We start from the raw sequence: 14,546 nt of genomic DNA on the forward strand, positions 1-14,546 counted from the left end.
CGGCCTCCAAGGCTCGACTATGAGCGCGCAGCGCATTGCCAGCAAGTCGGCCAAGGGCGACCAGCAGGTCCCGGCTGCCCGAGGCCTTGCTGCTGTGCCTCCCGTGCCGCCAGAGATCGGGCCTACAGCTCGGAAGCTGCCACATCCCTCCGGGCTCCTAGATCATCCGCTTGCGCGAGCTCGTTATCAAACCCCACTCCGTTATCCAGGCGCCAAGACCGGGCTCGCTGACCTCATCGGCAGATTGATAGGAAATGCCGTCCACTCTCCTCAGGTTGGCAAGGTAGACCTGTTGGTTGAGCCCTTCGCCGGAGGTGCATCGACTTCCCTTCGTCTAGTTGGATCTGGCGTAGTGGACCGCGTCCTTCTTGCCGATGCGGACCCACTTGTAGCTGCCTTTTGGCAGGTTGCGGCGGCGGAAACCGAAAACCTCGTCGACAGAGTGTGCGATGAACACGCGCGGTTCGTGAGTCTTGGGGGACAGATAGCGCTAGACCGATGGGACTACTGGCGGGCTTGGACGCCGCGGCCAGGCACCTCTGCGGCAACAGCCCGATTCGAAGCAGCTGTTAAATGCCTTTTCCTGAACAGAACCACCTTCTCAGGTATTCTGCATGGTCAGGCAGGCCCAATTGGCGGCCGTTCTCAGACGTCGGCGTATGGCATTGGTTGCCGGTTCACCCTCGAACCCTTGATGGAACGTGTGCGATATGTCGGGTGGCTGTACGGTGAGGGCCGTTTGGTGGATGTCTGGTGCAAGCATTGGGAGAGAACCCTGGCTGACGTCCCTGAGTGGTATCCGCAACTTATACCGAACCATGTGGTGGCATATCTTGATCCGCCTTACCTCGAAAAGTCGGATAAGCTATACCAGAAGTCGTTCAATCCCAATGGAGGGTATGGCGCTAGCCCCGTTAGTGACCTCCACTGGTCAAACATTTTACCTCATCAACATCTCGCCGAATACCTTCGCCGTCGAATCCAGTTCCGGTGGATTTTGTCCTATGACTCCCATGCAAGTCTTCTGAGTGATCCGGCGCTTTATCTCTCTAGAGAGATGACCCCTTCTGCGCATGAACGAGAGGTTCTTGGCGTTCGCCGGTGGCGGATCTCTAAGAGACTAGTGTCTTTGCGCTACACAGCTTCGGCGCGGAAGGGCCGGGGGCCGGCCGATGAGTTGCTCCTAACTACGCTGCCGCCTTCGACGGTGCCAACGGACGACGACTTCCGGCCTCTCGGTGAGTGAAGAATGCTGTAGCTGCCCGATTGCCGAAACCCTCTCTTGTAAATCAAGGCGCTCCGCGCGGCGCGGGCCGGGGGGCGGCAACCGGCTCCTACCGAGCTGCCGCCCCGGCCGCCTACGGCGTCGGGCGGAAAGCCAGCCGGCCCGCAAATGACGCCTCGCCCCGCGCGTCACCCCTGGGTCCGTGAAGGGACCCGGTGACGAGTCCGATGGACCGACCGAGGCCATGCGATAGCTCTACCTTCCGTGTCTTCCAGCCCCGGTGACGTCTCACCACGGAACGGTCGACGGTCGGCCGATCGAGTTGCCGAACGGAATCCGTCAGCCGCTCACGGGTCCGAGGTGGGGAAGAGGTGGAGGTAGGAGGAGAGGCGGAGGGTGGGGCGGGTTGGGGTTAGAGCTGCCTCCGGCGGGGGCGCAACGACTCCGGTATGGAGTTGCCGAACGGTTGGGGTCGTGGGTGGTTGGGGTGGGATGCCATCCCGCCAGCCACCGACCCAGGCAAGCCGAGCAGACCAGGGCCAGGGCGACAAGGTCGTACGTCCGGTAGGGCGCTCCACCTTGTCGCCCTGGCCCTGGCCCGCTCCACGGTGTGTGGGTCGGCGGCAGACGGGATGGCAGACGAGGGCTTAAGCTGCGTCGATGCGACGAGATCCTTGTTAGCGGTCGCGGGCTGAGCTAGGAGAGAAATGCACTATACCTCGGTTTCGATAAAGAATTTCCGTTCAATCGTCGATTCCGGCGAGATTCCTTTGGGTCCCGTAACTTTGCTTGTTGGTCGAAATAACTCAGGAAAGTCGACCATCATTCGCGCCCTTTATCTTTCTCAAGAAGGGGCACCCCAGGAGGAGGGTGACGTCCGCGTTGGGTCTTCGGAGTTCGAGATTGACTTGAAGGTCGGTGAATGGAGTAGGATTTCTCGGGTAATGGGTTACTCCCCGATCGACCCTGGATCTACTGTCCGCCTGATAGGGAAAGACAGGGAGCAAGTCCGAGCTCGACTTGTTGAAGGAGACAAGCCTCAGCCTGCGCGGTTAGCCGGGAATGTGGAACCCAATAATGCCATTTATCCGGTGCTGGCGACGCGGCGCCAATCGCGCTACGAAGAGCAGGTTCGGCGCGATTCTGCGATAACTGTTAGCCCGACGGACTCGAATCTTGTTTCGAGGGTGATGACCCTCGCTACCTCGGAGATACCTGAGGCGCGCGCATTCCGTACGGCATGTCGAGATGTTCTCGGCGTCAACCTGAACATCTTGACAGGCGAGCACGGACAACAGCGGCTAGGTGTTCAGATCGATCGGTTCACCGAGATTCCGCTGAGCGCGATGGGTGCGGGCATCACCTCGGCGCTTAACTTGCTACTTAGTCTGAGTTCTAGTCAAAACAAGCTGTTCTTAATTGAAGAGCCAGAGAGTGACCTCCATCCGCAGGCGTTGAAGGCGCTTTTGGACCTGGTTGTTAGTGCTGCGCGCACCAATCAATTCGTAATATCGACTCATAGTAGCATCGTTTTGGCCAAGCTCGGCGCTGTCCCTGGCGCTGTGGTCGTCCACAGTAAGAGCGACGGCAAGGTTCCACCGATCAGTACCTACGATGTAGTTAGCTCGCCAGCGGCCCGGCTATCGGTAATGCAGGACTTGGGCTACGAGTTAGCGGATCTCGACCTCGGAGAGGGGTGGCTGATTTTCGAGGAGTCCAGCGCCGAACGCTTGGCGAGAGAATTCCTCATTCCGTGGTTCGCTCCGCGACTGCTTCGCCTCAGGACGCTAGCCGCCACTGGCACTTCGCGCCTCGAGCCCATCATGCAGGATTATCTAGAACTCTTTCTATTCGCTCACCTTGAACCGATGTATCGAGGCCGAGCCTGGGTGATCGCAGATGGCGATGAGTCTGGCATCTCCGTTATCGAAAAGCTGAAGCTCAAGTTCTCCGGGTGGCCATCGGATCGCTTTATCAATTTTGACCGTCCCGATTTCGAGCTTTACTATCCATCTTTGTTCAAAGACGACGTTGACCGTGCACTCCTAGAGACGGATAGGAGAAGGCGTCGGGAAGCGAAGCGCCTGCTTCTCAACAAGGTTCTAGCCTGGATCGCTGAAGATGAGCTTGCAGCAAGAGAGGCTTTTTCTCAATCCGCAGGTGAGGTGATCGATAAGCTTCAAGCAATCGAAGGAGCTTTGCTCGCCCTCGGTCGGGTGTCTGGGGGCGTGGCTAGCCCCTAGCTTGTAGGGACGGAAAGCATCTGCCGGCCGCCCCGAACTGCGGCATACGCCGGAAGAGGTTGGGCTTAGATGCGCGATCGGTTCGGATTTTTGCAGATGCGGTGGACCGGGCTCGGCGGGAGGAACCTCTCGCGAACGGTGGCTCATTCTTCCGAGGCAGCAGCCGTCATGGAAAGGGCGGTGCGAGGGTTGCCCGAGCGATGACCGGAGCAGGTGAGGTTGGGATCGTGGTTGTGCAGCCATCCGTACAGCCAAGCCCGCCGACGGACCCCGTCCGAGGCCGACGGTAGGCGACAGCACGAGCAGGCCAGTAGCGGTTACCGACGCAGGCAGACAGCAGTCTTGATCATTGCAAGGCAGGGTTCCGGGAATTGGTTACGCGCTGGCGGACTGCCCTGCGGGCGGCCTCCGGCCGTCCTCGGGCGCCCGCAGCGCGTCATCCGAGAGTCAGCGGATCGTCAGCGAACGCCGTACCGCGCCGTTACATTCGATCCTGCTCGACGGCATGACCGGTGGATCTGACCACGCGGTACGGCACTTGATCACACTCGCTGCTACGTCAGGTCACTTTCCCCCCGACGGGGGTCGTCCCTTTGCGGGACGAACGTTTCGCCGCAGGTCACCCCCGGTCGTTCTCGGGCGTGACGCTCTATAAGACTTCGTCTCCGGGGTGCCGCCAACGGCCCTGTTCCAGCAGGGTGACGAGCGTTGTGGGGAGAGGAAGCCCGCGGACGACCTGACCCCGGGGCGAGGGCCTTCGCGGGCTTCGTGCACCTTCACCCGCACGTCGTCAGTTGCGGGGCAGGGCGACAGAGGCGTAGCCGGGGTCTGCGACGGCCTCGGCGATACGTGTGACCCAGTGCAGGTCGTTGGCCCGGGACTCCGCGCTGGCGGGTGAGGTCGACCCGAGGGGGTCGCGAGGGGGCGCGGTGAATCGGTCACGGCCTCGATTCCGCAAGCCGGTGCGGTCCGACGGGCGGCGAGGGGCCCCGATTTTGCGTTACCGCTCGTCCCTGTCGTCAATGGCCGACCGGACACTCGGTTCCTCCGTCTCCGGCCCATAGCAGATCAACCGGCTCGCCGAGGTCTGTCCACAACGCGCTCGGTTGTCCACAGGGCACCGGTCCCGCATCCCCCGGCCGGGCAGGCTCACCACCGGCACGTCCGAGTCCGACCGATGGAGGCCGCCATGCCGCCCCGTACCCCGCTCCCGCCGTACCGTCGCCTGCCTCTGCTCGTCACCTCCGACGGCGACCTTCTCGACGAGCTGCTGCGACTCGCGGCGGCCGGTGGCACCGAGGTCGAGCTGGCGGCCGATCCGGCCGCCGCCCGGGCCCGCTGGGCCCCGGCGCCGCTGGTGCTCATCGGCGCCGACCAGGCGGCGGCCTGCCTGCGGGCGCGCCTTCCCCGCCGGGCCCGCACGGTCCTGGTCGGTCGCTCCGGAGAGCTCGATCCGGGTACGGAGCTGGCCGAACTCGTCGGCGCGGAGCACGTCGCGACGCTGCCGGCGGCCGAGCCCTGGCTGGTCGACCGGTTCGCCGAATGCACCGCCGGTCCGGCTGGCCCGGGGTCGGGCCGGGTGGTGGCGGTCCTCGGCGGCCGGGGCGGTGCCGGAGCCAGCGTGCTGGCCGGTGGGCTCGCCGTCAGCGCCGCCCGGTCCCGGCTGCGGACGCTTCTGGTCGACGCGGACCCCCTCGGTGGCGGTCTCGACCTGGTGCTCGGGTGGGAACAGCTCGACGGGTTGCGCTGGCCCGAGCTGGCCGGCACGGACGGGCGGGTCGACCCGCCGTCGCTGATCCGTGCGCTGCCCAGCCGAGGCGACCTGGTGGTGCTCTCCTGGGACCGGGGCGACCTGCGGCACCTGCCGGCGGAGGCGATGGCCGCCACAGTCGACGCCGGGCGGCGGGGGCGGGACCTGGTCGTGCTCGACCTGCCCCGGCATCTCGACGACGCGGCGGTGGTCGCGCTCCAGGCGGCCGACCGCGCGCTGCTGGTCGTACCGGCCGAGCTGCGGGCGGCAGCCGCGGCGGCCCGGGTCGCCGCCGTGGCCGCGCCGCACTGCGTCGACCTGTCGGTCATCGTGCGCGGCCCGGCGCCCGGCAGGCTGCGGGCGGCCGAGGTGTCCCGGGCGCTGGGGCTGCCGCTCGCCGGCACGCTGCGGCCCGAGCCGGGACTGTGCCGTGGGCTGGAGCGGGGCGAGGCTCCGGGCGCGAGCGGGAAGGGCCCGCTGGCCGCACTGTGTCAGCGGATCGTGGACGAGCTGGCCGGGTCGCCCACGGCGGGTGCGGCGTGACCGCGCCGACCGACCCGGGGGAGCTGGCCGCGCGGGTCCGGCACCGGTTCGCCGCCGAGGCCACAGCGGTCACGCCCGCGGCGATCGTCTCCGCGGTACGCGCCGAACCGGCGACGGCGGTGCTCGGCGACACCACCCTGCTGCGGATCGCCGGCCGGGTGCACGACGACCTGGTGGGCGCCGGTCCACTCGCACCGCTGCTCGCCGATCCACAGGTCACGGACGTGCTGGTGAACGGGGTGCGGGTCTGGGTCGACAGGGGACGGGGACTCCAGCAGGTAGCCGTGCCGCTGGGCACGCTCGACGACGTACGCCGGTTGGCGCAGCGCCTCACCGCGGCCGCCGGTCGGCGACTCGACGACGCCTCCCCGTGCGCCGACGCGCGGTTACCCGACGGCACCCGGCTGCACGCGGTGCTGCCTCCGGTGGCGACCGACGGGCCCTACCTGTCGCTGCGTACCTTCCGGCAGCGGCCGTTCACCCTGGACGAACTCGTCGACGGGGGCACCGTGCCCCGGCCGGTCGCGCCGCTGCTTGCCGCGCTCGTGGCGGCCCGCCTCGCGTACCTGGTCAGCGGTGGCACCGGCTCGGGCAAGACGACGCTGCTCAACACGCTGCTCGGGCTGGTGCCCGGCACCGAGCGGATCGTGCTGGTGGAGGACGCCGCCGAGCTGCGCCCGGTACACCCGCACGTGATCGGCTTGCAGGCGCGCACGGCGAACGTCGAGGGTGCCGGTGCCGTCGGGCTCGGCGACCTGGTGCGGCAGGCGCTGCGGATGCGGCCGGACCGGCTGGTCGTGGGCGAGTGCCGGGGCGCCGAGGTGGTCGACCTGCTCGCCGCGTTGAACACCGGCCACGAGGGTGGGGCGGGAACGCTGCACGCTAACGCTGCGGCCGACGTACCGGCCCGACTGGAGGCGCTGGGGATGCTCGGCGGCCTGCCCCGGCTCGCGTTGCACGCCCAGGTCGCCGCCGCGTTGCAGGTCGTCCTCCAGCTCCGCCGTACCGGTCAGGGACGCGTCCTGGACTCGATCGGCCTGCTGTTACCCGACGGGCCCGATCGGGTGGTGACGGTGGTTCCGGCCTGGACGCGCGGCCGGGGTGTCGCCCCGGCGGCCCTGCTGCTCGCCGGCCTGCTGCGGGAACGGGGAACGCCGGTGCCCCCGATCCTCCAGGCGGCGTGGCCCACCCCGGCGGATCCGTCGTGACCGGCCACCTCTGGCCGGCGGTTCTGCTCCTGGCCGCCGCGGCGCTCGCCGTCGCCTGGCCGGTACGGGCCGGTCGCGCCCGGCGGCTGGCGGTCCTGGGCGGGGCGGGTACCCCGGCTGAGCGGGAGCAGGGCGTGCGTTCAGCATCCCCGGAACCCCCACGGCGGCCGCTCGACTGCGGGCCGAAGGCGTCCGCCCGTCCGCCCGGCCGAGGCCGGGAACGGCGTCGAACCGGAGCCGGGCACCACGGAAGGCCAGGGACGGACCTCGGTTCGGCTCCAGCTTCTGGCTCGCCCGCTCCGGCTTCCGGGTTGGCGGCTCCGGCTTCCGGGTTGGCGCAGCGGATCCGGAGGTGGGCCGGCTCCGGCGCCGGCTCGCATCAATCGGCCGGCCACTCGATCGCCGCGTCGGCGCTCTCCGCCGGGCATGCCTCGGCTACTGCTCCCGGGCGCTCCGCCGGACGCGCCTCGACCAGCGGGCGCGCGTTCCTCGCCGGGCGCACCTCGGCCACCGCTCCCGCCCTCTCTGCCGGACGCGTGCTGCCGGTGGCGGCGTTGGGTGGTGCGGTGACCGGGGCGCTGCTCGGCGGTCCGGTGGCAGCCGTAGTGCTTGCCACCTACGGCGGGCTCGCGGCGCGGGCGGTGCTGCGCCGGCGTACCCACCGGTGGGCCGCCGCCGCGCACCGCCGCGATCTCGACCGGCTGGCCGCCGTCGCCGCCGACCTGCGAGCCGGACTGCCCGTCGACGACGGCATCGACGACGGCCCGGGGCGCGTCGCGCGGCTGGCCCGGGCCGCCGGAAGGCTGGCCGACCGGACGGGTGCGCCGCTGGCCGATCTGCTGGAACGGATCGAGGCCGACGCCCGCGCCGCCGACCGGGGGCTTGCGGCTGCCGCCGCCCAGGCCGCCGGGGCGCGGGCGACCGCCTGGCTGCTCGCCGCGCTGCCGCTCGGCGGGATCGGTCTCGGCTACGGCATCGGGGTGGACCCGGTGGCGGTGCTCCTGCACACGCCGGTGGGTGCCGGCAGTGCGGTGGCGGCGGTCGCGTTGCAGGTCGGCGGGCTGCTCTGGGCCGAGCGGCTCGGCGTCACGCCCGGGCGGGCCGCCTGATGTCACGGCAGGTACTGGCCGCCGTCTGTCTCGGCGGCGCCGCGTCGCTCCTGGTCGTCGCCGGTCCGGTCGTCCGCCCGGGACGGCGGCTGCGCCGGCTGGCTCCGGCGCCGCGGCCGGCTCGCCCGGCGTGGTGGCCGGATCGGGTACGCCTCGGCGCAGCGCTGGCCGGGGTCGCCGTGGCGGTGGTCGTCGGCGGTGTCACGGGCGTGTTCCTCGCGCTGCCGGCCGGTGTCGCCGCCGACCGTCTGCTGCGTCGGATCGAGCCCCGCGCAGCCCGGGAACGACGGCTGCGGGAGATGGCCGACCTGCCGCTGGCCGCGGACCTGCTGGCCGCCGCGTTGCGAGCGGGCGCACCGGTCGACCGTTCGGTGCTCGCCGTCGCGGAGGCACTCGGCGGGCCACTCGCGGACCGGCTCGGCCGGGCCGGCCGGACGCTACGCCTCGGCGGCAGCCCCGGCGAGGCCTGGGCGCACCTGGACGGCGTCGGCGGTGCCGAACCCGTGGTCGCGGCGGCGGTGCGCTCGTCGAACAGCGGTGCCGCGCTGGCTCGCGCGCTGACCCGGCTGGCCGACGAGCTGCGTGCCGAACGGTCGACCTCGGCCGAGGCGGCGGCCCGCCGCGCGGGCGTGCTCATCGTGCTGCCGCTCGGGCTGTGCTTCCTGCCCGCCTTCATTCTCGCCGGTCTGGTGCCGGTGATCGTCGCCGTCCTCGGCGACGTGTTGTGAACCATCGAGAAGGGACGTACGACATGCGCAAACTCCTCACCCGCCTGCGGGGTGACGCCGGCATGAACACCGCCGAGTACGCGGTGGGCACCCTCGCTGCGGTCGCGTTCGCCGGGATCCTGCTGAAGGTGCTCACCTCCGGCAACGTGCAGTCCGCACTGACCGCCGTCATCGACCGGGCCCTGAAGTGATCGGGCGCCGGCGGGCCGGCCGTGATGGTCGGTTGCGCCACGCACCAGCGGGCCCACTCGCCGCCGGGCCCGGCCCGAGCCGGGTCGCCGTCGGCGCCCGGGCCGGGGCGGTGCGGCGCCGGTGGCGCTCGCGGGTCGCGTGCGAGCGGGGCTCCTTCACCGCCGAGCTGGCGGCCGGCCTGCCGGCGCTCATGCTGCTTCTCGTCGCCGGGTTGACCGCTGTGGATGCGGTGGGTGCCCGGGTCGCGTGTGTCGACGCGGCCCGGGAGGCGGCTCTCGCCGCGGCCCGGGGCGAGCCCGGCACGGTCGCCGGAGCCCGGTACGCCCCGGAGGGCGCCGAGGTGTCGGTGACTGTGGTGGGCGATCGGGTCACGGCGACGGTCCGGGCACCGGTCCGGACGCTCGGCGCGCGGCTGCCTCGCCTGGTCGTGTCCGGGCAGGCGGTGGCCGCCGTGGAGCCCGGCGCGCCGGGTCCGGTGCCGTGAGAGCTGACGGCGACCGGGGCGGCGCGACCGTCTGTCTGCTCGCGGTCGGGCTGGTGTTCGTGCTGGTCGGCGCGTTCGGTGCCGCGGTCGGGGCGGCCCGGTGCGCGCGGCATGAGGCCCGCAACGCGGCTGACTTCGGTGCGCTGGCCGGTGCCGTGCGGGTGCTCGACGGAGCCGCCGCCTGCGCTCGCGCCGCCGACCTGGTCTCGGCCAACGGCGGCCGGATGACCGGGTGCCGGGTCGACGGACTGGACCTGATCGTCACGGCCCGGGTACGTGTGGCACCGCTGCCGGGGATGACCCGGGACGCCACCGCGACGTCCCGGGCCGGGCCGGCCCGATCCTGACGGCGGAAGTCGGGCCGGGACCGGAAGTCGGGCCGGAAGTCGGGCCGGGACCGGAAGTCGGGCCGGGACCGGAAGTCGAGCCGGGACCGTGCGAGCCGCCGAGCCAGGTCAGCGGGACTGGAGGGCGTCCAGTCCGACCGCCATGGCGATCACCAGCCGACGGTCGATCTGCGGGTGCTGGATCTCCACGGAGTACCGGTCGCGCAGACCCCACTTCCGGACGACCGAGAACACCGGCTGGCCGCCGGCCATGAAGTCGAAGTGGTACGGCAGCCAGGAGAGCGAGTCGACGAACCGGCGCAGCAGCGCGACCGGCAGGCTGCGCTCCTGCCCGGTGGCGGGCGGCAGGCCGGGCTGCTCGACGTGCCACGTCGAGCGCAGAAGCGACTGGGCGAAGTCCTTGCGGAACAGCCCGATCGGGTTGCCCGCGTGATCGGTCACGTCGTAGGTGGCGCCGAGGTCGAGCCGCTGACGGGCCTTGAAGCCGAGGAGGGGGTGCTGCTTGGAGTCGTCGGTGTAGATGGTCACCTGCTCCTTGAAGGCGAGCCGCTTCTGCTGCGCGAACGCGAGCAGCCCGCCTTCGGAGCCGTCGGGCGCCACCGAGTGCACCTCGTACTGGTTGACCATCATCCGGAGCCGCTGACGGACGATGAACCGGTGCTGGGCCTGCAGGTTGTCGGGCGACATGAGATCTCCTTCGAGGGGTCGCCGGAGTCTCGCACAGCAGGCCGGTCATCGCTCGCCGCGAGCACACGCACCGCGGCGCCCGATGCGGGGCGGGGCGCCGCGCCGACACCGGCCGGCACACCGCGACGGGCCGGCACCCGGTTGCCGGCCCACCGCGACGCGCCGGCGATCGGGTGAGACGCAAGGTCAGCGGCCGTCGACGGTGACCTTCATCGCCCAGCTGTTCAGCACCTGGTGGATACCGCGCAGACGCTCGTTGATCTGTTCCAGCCGTTCCGCCTGGGCGAGCGTGGCCATCGCGGTGCCCAGCGCTATCTGCTGGTCGGCGGTGAGGTTCTCCTGGTCGATGGTGTAGAGCAGCTCGACGGTCTCGGCGATCGTGTCGGCCACGGCGGCACCTCCGGCGGGACGGGTCTCGGGTCACCTGTGCGCTACCGGAAATGATGCATGGAAGCGCTCCCATACATCAATGCCCCGACCGCCGCGCGCTCATGCACCCGTCCCACCAACCAGATACCCCGACACCGGAGAAGGTCAGGAACCACCCGCCGCCGGGGCCGGGCGGGTCACCCGGTCGCCCTGCCGGGGCAGCGCCCCTTCGTGCCCCGCCTCGAGGCCCGGGTCCGCCTCCGGCGACGGGAGGCCGCCCGCGCGCCCGGCCGTGGCGAGGTTGGTCAGCACCACGTCGAGGACCGTCACCGCCTCCGCCTTGGCCAGCGGATTGTTGCCGTTTCCGCACTTCGGGGACTGGACGCAGGACGGGCACCCGGTCTCGCAGCCGCATTCGGCGACGGCGTCCCGGGTGGCGCGCAACCAGGCGGCGGCGGTGCCGTACGCCCGCTCGGCGAACCCCGCGCCGCCGGGGTGACCGTCGTAGACGAAGACGGTGGGCGCCTCGGTGTCCGGGTGCAGGGCGGTGGAGAGCCCGCCGATGTCCCACCTGTCGCAGGTCGCCATCAGCGGCAGCAGGCCGATGGCGGCGTGCTCGGCGGCGTGCAGCGCGCCCGGCACGTCCGCCGTCTCGACACCGGCGGCCGTCAGCGACTCGGGGGAGAGCGTGAACCACACCGCGACGGTGCGCAGTTCCCGGGCCGGCAGGTCCAGCGGGCGGGTGTCGATCACCTCGCCGGTGGCGATGCGCCGCCGCTGGTACGACACCACCTGGCTGGTCACGTCCACCTCGCCGAGGAACAGCCCGACCGGCCCAGCGTCCACGTACGAGCGGACCGACACCACCGACAGCGAGGTCACGTCGCGGGCGTGGGTGGACCAGTCCGGCTCCTCGGCGTGCACGAGCGCGCACCCGTCGGCGAGGTCGAGCGAGTCGACCACGTACGAGACGCCCTGGTGCAGGTAGACCGCGCCGGTGTGCAGCAGGAAGTGCGCCGACCCGCCGTCGACGGTGCCGAGCAGCCGGCCGGTGGATTCCTCCACCACGCACACCGGGACGCCGCCGGAGCCGCGCAGGTCGACCTCGGGGCGTTCCCGGTGCCGCCAGTACCAGCCGGTGGGCCGCTCCCGCAGCGCCCCCGCCTCGACCAGCGAGTCCACCGCTTCCTTCGCGCCCTCGCCGAACAGGTCCAGGTCGGCCGGGCTGAGCGGGGACTCGTGGGCGGCGCAGGCGAGCTGCGGTGCGAGCACGTACGGGTTGGCCGGGTCGAGCACCGTCGCCTCGACGGGCCGCCCGAACAGCGCCTCCGGGTGGTGCACCAGGTAGGTGTCGAGCGGGTCGTCCCGGGCCACCAGCACGGCGAGCGCCTCGTCGCCGGAGCGCCCGGCCCGGCCGGCCTGCTGCCACAGCGACGCGCGGGTGCCGGGCCAGCCGCAGATCAGCACCGCGTCCAGCCCGACCAGGTCGACGCCGAGTTCGAGCGCGTTGGTGGAGGCGAGCCCGAGCAGGTCGCCGTGCAGCAGCGCCCGTTCCAGCTCGCGGCGTTCCTCACGCAGGTAGCCGGCCCGGTAGGCGGCCACCCGGCCGCCCAGCCCGGGCACCGCCTCGTCGAGCGCCCGCCGGGCGTTCGCGGCCACCACCTCGGCGCCCCGGCGGGACCGCACGAACGCGAGCGTGCGTACCCCCTCGACCACGCTGTCGGCGAGCAGGTCCGCGGTCTCGCGCAGGGCGGAGCGCCGGACCTGGACGAGGTCGGCGTCGGGAGCCGAGTCGGTGGGCGGCAGCAGCGGCGGCTCCCAGAGCGCGAACGTCACCCCGCCGCGCGGCGAGGTGTCCTCGGTGACGGCGGTGACGGGCAGGCCGGTGAGTCGCCCGGCCGCTGCCGCCGGGTCACCCGACGTCGCCGAGGCCAGGAGAAACACCGGGGTACGCCCGAAGCGGGCGCACTGCCGCCGTAACCGCCGCAGGACGTGCGCGACGTGTGAGCCGAAGACGCCCCGGTAGGTGTGGCACTCGTCGACCACCACGTACGCGAGGCGGCGCAGGAACCCGGACCAGTGCGCGTGGCCGGGCAGGATGCCGTGGTGCAGCATGTCCGGGTTGGTCAGCACGAACCGGGAGTGCCGGCGGATCCACTCCCGCTCGGCGCGCGGCGTGTCGCCGTCGTAGGTGGCGGGGCGTACCCCGTCGAGTTCGAGACCGGCGACGGCGCGGAGCTGGTCGGCGGCGAGCGCCTTGGTCGGCGCCAGGTAGAGCACCGTGGCGCGCGGGTCGGCGAGCAGCGTGCTCAGCGCGGGAAGCTGGTACGCCAGGGACTTGCCGGACGCCGTCCCGGTGGCGACCACCACGTGCTGCCCCGCGTACGCCAGCTCGGCGGCCTCGGCCTGGTGCCGCCACGGGGCGACGACGCCGCGCCGCGCGAACGCCGCCCGCAGTTCCTCCGGCGTCCAGCCGGGCCACCCGACCGGCTCACCGGCGCGGGCCGGGACGCGTTCGACGTGGGTGACCGGGTCGGTGGCGTGACGCAGCCGCAGCCGGCGCAGCAGCTCGCCCGGCGCACGCCGTGGGCCGGGGCTGTGGTCGGTCACGTCCTGCACTCTCGCACTGGTGTTCGGAATTGGAAACCGCAGGGTGGGGGTAAGGGAACAGCTCCGGCGGTGACCCGCGGGGGCCGCGCGGGGGGATGGTTAGATGCCCAGGAGAGTTTACCGAGGAGGGGCCGATGGAGCTGTCGCTGGCGACCCGCGCCGTGGGGGAGCACACGGTGCTCGAGGTCGGCGGTGAGGTGGATGTCTACACCGCCCCCCGCCTGCGGGAACGGCTTCTGGAGCTGATCGACGGCGGGGCCCGCCACGTGGTGGTCGACCTCGGCCGGGTGGACTTCCTCGACTCGACCGGTCTGGGTGTGCTCGTCGGCGCGCTCAAGCGGCTGCGCGCGGCCGGTGGTTCCTTCGCGCTCGTCTGCGACAAGGAGCCGCTGCTCAAGATCTTCCGGATCACCGCCCTGGACCAGGTCTTCCCGCTGCACCCGACGGTCGACGCGGCCATCGCCGCCGACTCCACCGGCGCGTGATGGCCACCGTCAAGCTGTCCTTCTCTCCGGCCCCGGTGCACGTGCGCACCGCCCGCCTGGTCGGCGTCGCGGTGGCCCGGCGGGCCGGCGTACGCGAGGACCTGCTGGACGAGGTGCGCCTGGCCATCGGTGAGGCGTGCACCCGGGCGGTCGCGCTGCACCGGCAGTACGGCCTGGCCGAACCGGTGTACGTGGAGATGTCCGACGGCGGCGGCTACACGGTCCGGGTGGTGGACCGGGCCCCGATCGAGGCGGGCCTCGGCCTGGCCGCGCTGGGCCCGGACGAGCTGGCCAAGGAGTCGCTCAGCGAGGACGCGCTCACCACCGGCGTGGGCTTCGCGCTGCTCGCCGGTTTCGTGGAGGATCTCCAGGTCCGCCCGGTCGACGACGGTGTCGGCACCGAGGTGTGGATGTCCTGGCCGGCCGGTCGCGCCTGACCCGACCCGCAACACGCAGGCCGCGTTCCCCTCGGGGAGCGCGGCCTCGTCGTATCGGCCGCGCCATATATCAGATTTTTTCGCATAGCACAGTTACGAAGATCATCGAGACATGGTGCCCCCTGCCTG

The 14,546-nt window shown here is 71.1% G+C and carries 14 protein-coding genes; 11 read left to right on the top strand and 3 right to left on the bottom strand.

Annotated elements, in window-relative coordinates; translation table 11 throughout:
- The first annotated feature begins 19 nt into the window (after nucleotides 1-19).
- From GA0070215_RS29840 to GA0070215_RS15360, 9 genes are all read left to right on the top strand, one after another.
- The gene (locus GA0070215_RS29840; RefSeq protein WP_167361520.1) at nucleotides 20-1,246 is read left to right on the top strand and encodes a DNA adenine methylase; all 1,227 of its coding nucleotides are present in this window, start codon (nucleotides 20-22) and stop codon (nucleotides 1,244-1,246) included.
- A gap of 686 nt (nucleotides 1,247-1,932) precedes the next feature.
- Entirely contained in the window at nucleotides 1,933-3,468 is a 1,536-nt protein-coding gene (locus GA0070215_RS15325) for an ATP-dependent nuclease (RefSeq protein WP_091046596.1), read from the top strand.
- Between the two features lie 1,189 nt (nucleotides 3,469-4,657).
- Nucleotides 4,658-5,761, top strand: a complete 1,104-nt coding sequence (gene ssd / locus GA0070215_RS15330) for a septum site-determining protein Ssd (RefSeq protein WP_026268690.1) — start codon at nucleotides 4,658-4,660, stop codon at nucleotides 5,759-5,761.
- A complete protein-coding gene (locus tag GA0070215_RS15335) occupies nucleotides 5,758-6,969 on the top strand; it encodes a TadA family conjugal transfer-associated ATPase (protein WP_091046600.1) in 1,212 nt (403 codons plus the stop codon). Before ssd ends, GA0070215_RS15335 begins: the two co-directional genes overlap by 4 nt.
- Before the next feature lie 332 nt (nucleotides 6,970-7,301).
- Complete coding sequence (locus tag GA0070215_RS15340) at nucleotides 7,302-8,078, top strand: hypothetical protein (RefSeq protein ID WP_377467776.1); 777 nt, start codon at nucleotides 7,302-7,304, stop codon at nucleotides 8,076-8,078.
- Entirely contained in the window at nucleotides 8,078-8,806 is a 729-nt protein-coding gene (locus tag GA0070215_RS15345) for a type II secretion system F family protein (protein WP_091046607.1), read from the top strand. Before GA0070215_RS15340 ends, GA0070215_RS15345 begins: the two co-directional genes overlap by 1 nt.
- Before the next feature lie 23 nt (nucleotides 8,807-8,829).
- Complete coding sequence (locus GA0070215_RS15350; protein ID WP_013283643.1) at nucleotides 8,830-8,997, top strand: DUF4244 domain-containing protein; 168 nt, start codon at nucleotides 8,830-8,832, stop codon at nucleotides 8,995-8,997.
- Between the two features lie 110 nt (nucleotides 8,998-9,107).
- Nucleotides 9,108-9,482 carry a TadE family type IV pilus minor pilin gene (locus GA0070215_RS15355; protein ID WP_026268689.1) on the top strand — a complete coding sequence of 125 codons (375 nt, stop codon included), beginning with the start codon at nucleotides 9,108-9,110 and terminating at the stop codon, nucleotides 9,480-9,482.
- Entirely contained in the window at nucleotides 9,479-9,829 is a 351-nt protein-coding gene (locus tag GA0070215_RS15360; protein ID WP_018788799.1) for an Rv3654c family TadE-like protein, read from the top strand. The genes GA0070215_RS15355 and GA0070215_RS15360 overlap by 4 nt, the downstream gene beginning before the upstream one ends.
- Before the next feature lie 108 nt (nucleotides 9,830-9,937).
- Here the strand turns inward: GA0070215_RS15360 and GA0070215_RS15365 are convergent, their stop codons facing one another.
- The 3 genes from GA0070215_RS15365 to GA0070215_RS15375 all read right to left on the bottom strand — a co-directional run bounded on the left by GA0070215_RS15365 (nucleotide 9,938) and on the right by GA0070215_RS15375 (nucleotide 13,495).
- A complete protein-coding gene (locus GA0070215_RS15365; protein WP_018788798.1) occupies nucleotides 9,938-10,516 on the bottom strand; it encodes an LURP-one-related family protein in 579 nt (192 codons plus the stop codon).
- 186 nt (nucleotides 10,517-10,702) lie between these two features.
- Nucleotides 10,703-10,906 (bottom strand): hypothetical protein, encoded by a 204-nt coding sequence (locus tag GA0070215_RS15370; RefSeq protein ID WP_091046611.1) that lies wholly within the window; start codon nucleotides 10,904-10,906, stop codon nucleotides 10,703-10,705.
- Between the two features lie 144 nt (nucleotides 10,907-11,050).
- Entirely contained in the window at nucleotides 11,051-13,495 is a 2,445-nt protein-coding gene (locus GA0070215_RS15375; RefSeq protein ID WP_091046678.1) for a DEAD/DEAH box helicase, read from the bottom strand.
- Nucleotides 13,496-13,629: 134 nt separating this feature from the next.
- Here GA0070215_RS15375 and GA0070215_RS15380 point away from each other — a divergent pair, with 134 nt between their 5' ends.
- Entirely contained in the window at nucleotides 13,630-13,980 is a 351-nt protein-coding gene (locus GA0070215_RS15380) for an STAS domain-containing protein (protein ID WP_018788795.1), read from the top strand.
- Nucleotides 13,980-14,417, top strand: coding sequence for an ATP-binding protein (locus GA0070215_RS15385; protein ID WP_091046615.1), 438 nt, complete (start codon nucleotides 13,980-13,982; stop codon nucleotides 14,415-14,417). Before GA0070215_RS15380 ends, GA0070215_RS15385 begins: the two co-directional genes overlap by 1 nt.
- The last annotated feature ends 129 nt before the right edge of the window (nucleotides 14,418-14,546 follow it).

The sequence above is a fragment of the Micromonospora marina genome, from assembly GCF_900091565.1.
Taxonomy (GTDB): Bacteria; Actinomycetota; Actinomycetes; order Mycobacteriales; family Micromonosporaceae; genus Micromonospora; species Micromonospora marina.

Coding starts and splice junctions, on each gene's coding strand:
- GA0070215_RS15365 (WP_018788798.1), bottom strand. CDS start 10,516: ATGTCGCCCGACAACCTGCAGGCCCAGCACCGGTTCATCGTCCGTCAG.
- ssd (WP_026268690.1), top strand. CDS start 4,658: ATGCCGCCCCGTACCCCGCTCCCGCCGTACCGTCGCCTGCCTCTGCTC.
- GA0070215_RS15325 (WP_091046596.1), top strand. CDS start 1,933: ATGCACTATACCTCGGTTTCGATAAAGAATTTCCGTTCAATCGTCGAT.
- GA0070215_RS15350 (WP_013283643.1), top strand. CDS start 8,830: ATGCGCAAACTCCTCACCCGCCTGCGGGGTGACGCCGGCATGAACACC.
- GA0070215_RS15385 (WP_091046615.1), top strand. CDS start 13,980: ATGGCCACCGTCAAGCTGTCCTTCTCTCCGGCCCCGGTGCACGTGCGC.
- GA0070215_RS29840 (WP_167361520.1), top strand. CDS start 20: ATGAGCGCGCAGCGCATTGCCAGCAAGTCGGCCAAGGGCGACCAGCAG.
- GA0070215_RS15380 (WP_018788795.1), top strand. CDS start 13,630: ATGGAGCTGTCGCTGGCGACCCGCGCCGTGGGGGAGCACACGGTGCTC.
- GA0070215_RS15345 (WP_091046607.1), top strand. CDS start 8,078: ATGTCACGGCAGGTACTGGCCGCCGTCTGTCTCGGCGGCGCCGCGTCG.